Origin of the sequence: Pseudovibrio sp. W64 (genome assembly GCF_001623145.1) — a bacterium.
In the GTDB taxonomy this organism is placed as follows: Bacteria; Pseudomonadota; Alphaproteobacteria; order Rhizobiales; family Stappiaceae; genus Pseudovibrio.
Genome location: NZ_LMCI01000008.1, coordinates 50,020 through 57,266, shown reverse-complemented (window position 1 = coordinate 57,266; position 7,247 = coordinate 50,020). Strand labels below are relative to the sequence as shown.

The following is a 7,247-nucleotide window of genomic DNA, read 5'->3' as shown; positions in this document are numbered from 1 at the left end:
TTTTTTTTTGGCGGAGATAAAAGGCTTTTGGCGGCCTATTTTCCGAAACACATTTGATTTACGCGTTTCAATAGTTTCAGGAAACAGGACTTCCCTATCCAGATCTAAAAGAAGACGCGCGGGTCTGCTGGGGCATGGTCAAATTGCGCCGTTGATGGTCAGCTGAAATGGAAAATGCAAAAATCTCCGTGCCCGGCTGCTAAGTTGAAAACAGCAGCCGGATGCTCGAGCAACATAAGGTTGGCTTTAGGCAATTTAGAGCGGCAAAAGATTCAATTATTCGTTCCATAGTTCTTGATTCACGCTTCAGCGGCAACCACGTTCGCTCGCGAACGCCACATTTGCGGCGGCATGTCAGTGATGCGTCGGAACTCGCGATGAAAGTTCGACTTGGTCTGAAAACCCACATCCAGCAAGATCTCAGTTACCGATTTGTTTGTGGATTCTAGGAGCTGGCAAGCTTCAGCAATACGATATCCGTTCACATATTGCGAGACATTCATGCCGGTTGCCTGATTGATCGCTTGAGAAACTTGACGTTCTGGGGCGACAACCTTTCGGGCAAGGCGATTAAGGTTCAGGCTCGGTTCCCGATACACTTTCCGCTCCTCCATGAGCGTGGAAAGACGCTCAATGATTTCCTCATGACCTTCAGATACGTCGACGGTCTCGCATTCAGCTTCTTGCTTGAGGGGAGCTTCGACCGCGAACTTACCTTCTTCCTGAGATGTTGGATCATCATCGATTGGCGGAAGGGCCAGCGAACTACCGCGGCTCGCCGCCGCTCCAACCGCACCGAGCATGGCAAGAATGAGTGTGTGGCCAAATACGATCAGTACAGGCGCCTGTTTTCCTTCGGCGAACATGAAGTTGAGCATCACTATGGTGTCGATGACAGCTGAAAGACAAAGGATCAGAGTAGAGAACAAGATGCTCCTGTGAATGAAGGATACACCCTCCAACGGGAAGTGGATGAAAGCATCTTCACCTGGCACCAAAAAATAAATAATTCGACCGGCGTAGGAGATGACAATAAGTATCAGCAAGAGATCTATCGGTTCTCGGTAAAATATGACGCATATTGTTATCAATGTAGTCGGTATCGCACTGTAAACTGGACTGTGTCCATTCTTGCGCAGAAGTTTAGTTAGGCTGAAGTAGATTAGGGCCGGGATCATCGAGCCAACAATTGGCATAACGTAGGAGACGCTCAGAATTCCGTATCCCCAGCGCAGTCCGATGAGAATGGATTGCAAGGCGCTGACGAAGACTAGAGCAATGAAGCTCAGCTGAAGGGGGGAGGTTTTTCTATCGCTTCTCAGTGCTGTGAAGGAATAGGCAACGAAAACGGCAGCGACCAAGAACGAAAGGGGGACCATCGGCATTTGTAGTAACGGCATCAGGACTCTGGTGTTTGGCTCAATGGAAAAGATGATGGACGCTTTCGAACCAGGTAAAACCCATCTTCAATCCAGGGTAGATTAACTCAAGAAGTTCGCGCTATTATTGTACCCCTAGGCAGATTTGGCAAGCCCCAAGTGACGCTTGGTGAGGTTGTGAGCACCAAATATGAGCTGGACCACGACCGCGCCGTTCTAAGATCGCGGAATATTTTTCATCCACTGTCAAAAACGCCGATGCCATTTTAGGTGTGGTTTGTAAAGGGGGGGAGCTTCTGCAGAGGGAGGCGGGGCCTTATTGCCTGAGGCTACGGGTCTGATAATGGTCCTGCCGTTCGACGCCTCGCGGAGTTTGACTGGATTCCCTTAAATTGAGGTCTGTTGAGGATACGTGTAAAATATACTCACATGACCGTATCTTATTGACTTGCCGACATTAATTCGAGTGGAGTTAACATCCTCATTCGGCTTTCTTTCTGATAAGTCTCTCTGCGTCCATTTAGGTACAGGTTTCTGGACGACGGATTTGAAAAGTTAAGTTGCTGAATTTAGGTCTTATTTTCTTCGGGTTTCGCGAAACCTTTTTTGGACGAACATCAAGTGAAAATCCGCTTATCTCGAAGTGAGAACATTTTACACGTACCCTCAACTGACCCCAAAATCGACATGTCGAACGCATTGACATGACCCTCAAGCCCGAAACGGCTGGCAAAAAATCAACTCCTGGTTGAGAATTGTAGAATTTTTCTGATAGATATATTTTACAGTGACTTTTCTGGACGGACTAATTTGTATCAAACGTTTTATCGGGAATTTTAAATGTTCAGACGTGATATTTTTGATGACGAACATATCGTTTTGCGAAAACAAGTATCCGACTTCCTCGATATGTATATCGTTCCATTCCACGACACCTGGTCGCAAAATCAGACAGCGCCAACCAAAATTTGGCGCGAGGCCGGGGCGCAGAGACTGTTGTGCCGCGGACTGCCCTCGGAGTTTGGCGGAGCACAAAAGGACTTTCGCGATTCAGTTATTATCATCGAAGAAATTGCAAAACGACGTTTGCCTGGCTGCCTTCTCTTTTTGCAAAGTGACATCATTGCGCCGTTTTTGCATCAGGTCGGCAAACCAGCTCAGCGCGAAAAATGGTTGCCGAAAATATGTTCAGGTCAATCGATTTGCGCGCTTGCGATGACAGAGGCTCAATCGGGAAGTGATCTGTTCTCGCTTGATTGCAGTGCTGAGTGGGACGGAGACAAGTTTATTTTGAATGGTGTTAAAACTCATATTTCCAATGGGTCTACGGCCGATATCATTCTGGTTGCCGCACGCAGCAAAAAAACAGGGCTCGATGGACGGCCTGGTTTTACGCTTCTTGTTCTCGAGGGAGATCCGGTAGGCCTGACCCGAGAGAAGATTTCCAAGTCGGCAATGAGGGCACTTGATACGGCGACCCTCCGTTTCGAAAATATTCGGGTTCCAAAAGAGAACCTTCTCGGTGTCGAAGGAATGGGTTTCTTAAATCTCTTTACGTTTCTTAGTATCGAACGTTTGGTCTTGTCGGTCTTCGCTCAGGCCGCCACAGAGGCGCAGCTGACTGAGTTGATTGCCTTTTGCCACGCCAGAAAGACGGTAGCTGGCACGGTGTTGGATTTTCAGAACACGCAGTTTGCGCTCGCAGACCTTTACGCAGAGTGTGCGGTCAATCGCACCTTTGTTGATCAATGTATTGCTGGCCGCTTGAAGGCCGAGGCAGATCCGCGTGCCGGGTGTATTGCGAAATTGCGAACCACCGAAACTCAAAAAAAGGTTGCAGCCTTGGGTGTTCAACTGAGAGGGGCATCCGGGTTGAGTGGTGATGAGGGAAAACAGGCCATCAAGGATCTGACGGATAGCTCGGCCCAATCCATATGGGGCGGCAGCAGTGAGGTGATGCGAGATATCATCGGTCGGAGTCTCGCCAATCTCTTCTAGTTCGATGCGCTTGATGGCCAAGAAACAACCTCGGAAAATCCAGCATGTCTCACGGCAAATCGGCCCTTCTGAAGTGCATATCTGGCATCTACACTTGATGTCGTCAGTAGTGGGCTCGCGTCTGGATTTTTCCAGGGAGGAGAGAGTTCGTTTTTTGAGAATGGCACATCGAGACCAACGGCGTGTCTATATGCTGGCGCATCATGCACTCCGGCACATCCTGGCGAGCTATCTTTCGATCCCTCCTGCGCAAGTTGCCTTTCGGACCCAAACTGGAGGAAAGCCCGAGTTGGTTGGGACGGCCCCAGCGCGAGGACTGCATTTCAACATTAGTCATTCAGGGGATCGAGCGGCCATCGCAGTCAGTCGTGCCGCTGCGCTTGGGGTCGATATCGAGCGGGTCCGGTATGATGGGCGTGTCGAAGCGGTGATCCGAAGGTTTTTCGCAAGCGAAGAGCGGGATATTCTCGAAGGATACGACGCACAGTCTCGGCATAAAGCTGCTTTTCAGCTTTGGTCGCTCAAGGAAGCCTACATCAAGGCAACGGGGAAGGGGCTTGCGCAGCGGCTGGACAGTTTTGCCATGGATTGGCGTAGAGACAGGCCAGTTCTCATTCGTTCCATTGAGGCATCTGAGAAGGAGTGGACACTCCGGTCCTTTTCACCGCATCCCGATTATTGCGGTGCGGTGGCAGTTCGAAGTCGTCGGGTCTCAGTAAGGCATCTCTCTCTGAGATATCAGAGTCCTGGGCGCTATCTCGTGGTACCTTGATCCAGGCTGTTTCCAATGAGATAGCGTCCTCACTTGGCTTTATCCGTGTGCGCGCAGGGCGATGATGACAGGTAGTCGTGTGGCGGATAGAGCGGGCAATGCGCCACCGACAACGCCGACGAGCAGTCCCAGAACGCCAGCCGTCAGCATGACTGTACGGTCAATTGTTAGCTGAAACGAAATGCTGACGTCATTGCTGCCGACGGTGCTTGCTTGCCAGCCGTTGAAAAGCAGCCATGAGGCCAAAAGGCCGATTCCGACGCCGATTGTGGCCAGAACCATCGCCTCGACCCAGGTGGCGAGAAAGGCCGGGATACGACCAAATCCAAGAGCGCGAAGGGTCGCGACCTCGATTTTGCGATCCGACAGAGAGCTCATCATGGTGTTGAGGGCACCGGCTGTCGCTCCTATGGCCATGAGTAGCGCAAGCGGCCAGCCGAACATGCGGATCAAGGTCGCCGTCCTGTCCGATTGCGAGGCATAAAGATCTGCTTCGGTGAGCGCAGCCAGAGGCGTTGCCGAGAGATTACCAAGGGCCTGCTGAAGCCTTGCAAGGCCCGAGGCATCGGCCAAACGCAAGCGAACGCTTTGAATTTCGCCCATGCGATCAAATGCTGAGCGGGCCGCGTCAAAGTCGGTCCATATTTCGGATTCAAATGCACTGCCACCAGATGTGAAATGGCCAACCACGGTCCAAGTTACCGGACCAAGGCGAGCGTCACGGCCCATGGCGAGCTCTGGGAAATTTGCAAGAATTTGCTTGCCAACAACAATTTCGCGCGCGCCCGGTGCGGGCAAGCGTCCCTCGGAAAGTGTGATGCCGTCGCGCAAGGTAGGACCGGTCGGGTCCATGCCCCGAAGGGCGACAACCTTTGAAAACGTGCTTTGCTCTTTTTGCATTTGCACGGGGATGACGATTTCCTTTGAGAGCAGCATGTTGCCAGTCGCGTCTCGAGCGACGCCGATGTCTCCTTGAATAGCTTCAAGGCTTCGGAGCGCATCTGCGGGAACTTCCGAGCCGTTTTCCTGATTTGTGCCGCCGCCGAGAATGACGGCGACTGAAGTAGAGCCTGCACTCTGTAGTGCTTTTTCAAAGCCTGTTGCCATGGAGAGGAAGCCGGAGAGCACGCAAACCACCAGCGAAATCGACAGGGCCATCGAGGCTGCAATCGGAAGTCGGCGCGGAAGACTGAGCAGGTTGGCTTTTGTCATTACAAGTGTTTGCTTGAGACTGGAGGACATGGGTTTATCTCGCTCTGAAAGCTGCGGTGATTGGCGTGCGCATGGCGTAGATCGCGGGCAGGGCCCCGGTCATGAGACCAAGCACAGCGATGTAGACGATAGCCTGGGCTAAAACGCTTGCCGAGAAGACCAGGCCGAGGCTCGATCCGATCAGCACCGTCGCCACCTTGGCTAGGGCCAGGCCGATCACGCCCCCGATGACAAAAACGAACAGGGTCTCGACCAGAACCAGTGCCAGGATACTTTTGGACGAAAAGCCAAGGGTCTTGAGCAAGCCGATTTCAAAGGTCCGCTCGCGCACAGCGAAGACCATAGTGTTGATGACGATCATCAAAAGCGTTACGAAGGCTGCCCCAACAACTAGGTTGATGATCAGGGACACATCCGCGTATTGGCGCAAGAAAGCTTCCAGAAACTGCTTTTCTGACTGGGTGCGCGTCGGCGCTGCGGAATTGGCAAAGAACTCGTCAATCTGAGCCGCCAGTACGCCAGAGGAAACACCCTGATCTGGAACAACGATGAAAGCATCCACCGTATCCTGACCACGAGCCCTGGAGCGGTTGATGAAGTCGTAGTTGGCGATGATGAAATAGGTGTCGATGCTTGGGTTTTCTCCGTCAAATATCCCGGCGATTTCAAACTGCCAGTCGCGGGAATTGTTAGCTTGGACCATCTGGAAGGCCGTGACGGTCACGCGCTGGCCAACGGTCCAACCCTGGGTTTCAGCTAACGATCGGCCAACGAGGATCTGGTTCTTGTTTCGGCTGATCGCTGCCGTCAGATCCGGTGTCAGTCCGAGTTCATGGCCGTTCGTGACGGCAACGAGATCCGGGTTGACAGCTGTGATCGAGACCACATTGCGCTCAAGGGTGACGAAGCCGCGCAACTGGGTGATATAAGCGGTTGCTGCAACGTTTGGAAGCGATGACACCTGGTGGAAATAGGCCATGGGCAAAGGCTGCGAGCGGCCGGTGGCAGAGCCGACGCGCAACAGATCGTCGCTTGCCCCGGCAGAGCCTTGTGCGCCGTTGAGGAAACTGGCCGTCAGTCCGTAGATCATGAAGGCAGCAGCGACCGAGAAGAACAGCAGCAGGGTGCGCATGGGCTTGCGCCACACGCTCTTTCTGGCGAGTTTGAAAAAAGTCATCAGGCAGCCCTTTTCTCTTCGATAAACTGCCCCTTGTTGAGGTGCAGTGTCCGTTTTGCTTGTGTGGCGGCTTGCGGGTCGTGGGTAACCATGACGATAGTCTTACCAAGTTCACGATTGAGCAGACGAAGCATGGACAGCACTTCATCGGCAGATTTGCGGTCCAGGTCGCCGGTTGGTTCATCGCACAGCAACAGATCAGGATCAGCTGCAATGGCACGTGCGATGCCGACGCGCTGTTGCTGGCCACCGGACATCAGAGAAGGATATTGCTTTTCCCGGCCTCCAAGGCCGACGAGTTCAAGGACCTTGGAAACGCGAACCCGCCTTTCTTTTGCGCTTAGCGGCTTTAGCAAAAGCGGCAGTTCGACGTTCTCGGCAGCGGTCAGCATCGGCAGCAGGTTATAGAACTGAAACACGATCCCCATATGATGGGCGCGCCAAGTCAGGCGGGCATTTTCGCCCATCTGGTCCAGGCGGGTGGCACCGATTGCGATCTCACCGCCATCGGAGGCTTCCAGTCCGGCAAGCATGTTGAGCAAGGTGGACTTGCCCGAACCGGAGGGGCCCATGACGGCAACAAAGTCGCCGCGCGGGATTTCCAGATCGAGATTATCAAACAGGAGGATGGCCTCGCCACCGATCCGGTAACCCTTGCGTACATTGCGCAGGGCGATGAAGGGCTTTTCAGAAGACGTTGGGATCATGT

Annotated in this window: 6 protein-coding genes; 2 read left to right on the top strand and 4 right to left on the bottom strand. The window is 52.9% G+C overall.

Features of this window, described 5'->3' with window-relative positions:
* Positions 1–299: 299 nt before the first annotated feature.
* The gene (locus PsW64_RS04655) at positions 300–1,400 is read right to left on the bottom strand and encodes a helix-turn-helix domain-containing protein (protein WP_082831016.1); all 1,101 of its coding nucleotides are present in this window, start codon (positions 1,398–1,400) and stop codon (positions 300–302) included.
* A gap of 819 nt (positions 1,401–2,219) precedes the next feature.
* Here PsW64_RS04655 and PsW64_RS04650 point away from each other — a divergent pair.
* A complete protein-coding gene (locus PsW64_RS04650) occupies positions 2,220–3,377 on the top strand; it encodes an acyl-CoA dehydrogenase family protein (protein WP_063302857.1) in 1,158 nt (385 codons plus the stop codon).
* A gap of 4 nt (positions 3,378–3,381) precedes the next feature.
* On the top strand, positions 3,382–4,149 hold the full coding sequence (locus PsW64_RS04645; protein ID WP_082831015.1) for a 4'-phosphopantetheinyl transferase superfamily protein: 768 nt from the start codon (positions 3,382–3,384) through the stop codon (positions 4,147–4,149).
* A gap of 39 nt (positions 4,150–4,188) precedes the next feature.
* Here the strand turns inward: PsW64_RS04645 and PsW64_RS04640 are convergent, their stop codons facing one another.
* Genes PsW64_RS04640 through PsW64_RS04630 form a run of 3 tightly spaced genes read right to left on the bottom strand, consistent with a single transcriptional unit; the run spans position 4,189 to position 7,245 of the window.
* Complete coding sequence (locus PsW64_RS04640; protein WP_063302855.1) at positions 4,189–5,391, bottom strand: ABC transporter permease; 1,203 nt, start codon at positions 5,389–5,391, stop codon at positions 4,189–4,191.
* A gap of 4 nt (positions 5,392–5,395) precedes the next feature.
* Positions 5,396–6,538, bottom strand: a complete 1,143-nt coding sequence (locus tag PsW64_RS04635) for an ABC transporter permease (protein WP_063302854.1) — start codon at positions 6,536–6,538, stop codon at positions 5,396–5,398.
* Entirely contained in the window at positions 6,538–7,245 is a 708-nt protein-coding gene (locus PsW64_RS04630) for an ABC transporter ATP-binding protein (protein ID WP_063302853.1), read from the bottom strand. Before PsW64_RS04630 ends, PsW64_RS04635 begins: the two co-directional genes overlap by 1 nt.
* Between the last annotated feature and the right edge of the window lie 2 nt (positions 7,246–7,247).

Coding starts and splice junctions, on each gene's coding strand:
- PsW64_RS04650 (WP_063302857.1), top strand. CDS start 2,220: ATGTTCAGACGTGATATTTTTGATGACGAACATATCGTTTTGCGAAAA.
- PsW64_RS04645 (WP_082831015.1), top strand. CDS start 3,382: ATGCGCTTGATGGCCAAGAAACAACCTCGGAAAATCCAGCATGTCTCA.
- PsW64_RS04640 (WP_063302855.1), bottom strand. CDS start 5,391: ATGTCCTCCAGTCTCAAGCAAACACTTGTAATGACAAAAGCCAACCTG.
- PsW64_RS04655 (WP_082831016.1), bottom strand. CDS start 1,400: ATGCCGTTACTACAAATGCCGATGGTCCCCCTTTCGTTCTTGGTCGCT.
- PsW64_RS04635 (WP_063302854.1), bottom strand. CDS start 6,538: ATGACTTTTTTCAAACTCGCCAGAAAGAGCGTGTGGCGCAAGCCCATG.
- PsW64_RS04630 (WP_063302853.1), bottom strand. CDS start 7,245: ATGATCCCAACGTCTTCTGAAAAGCCCTTCATCGCCCTGCGCAATGTA.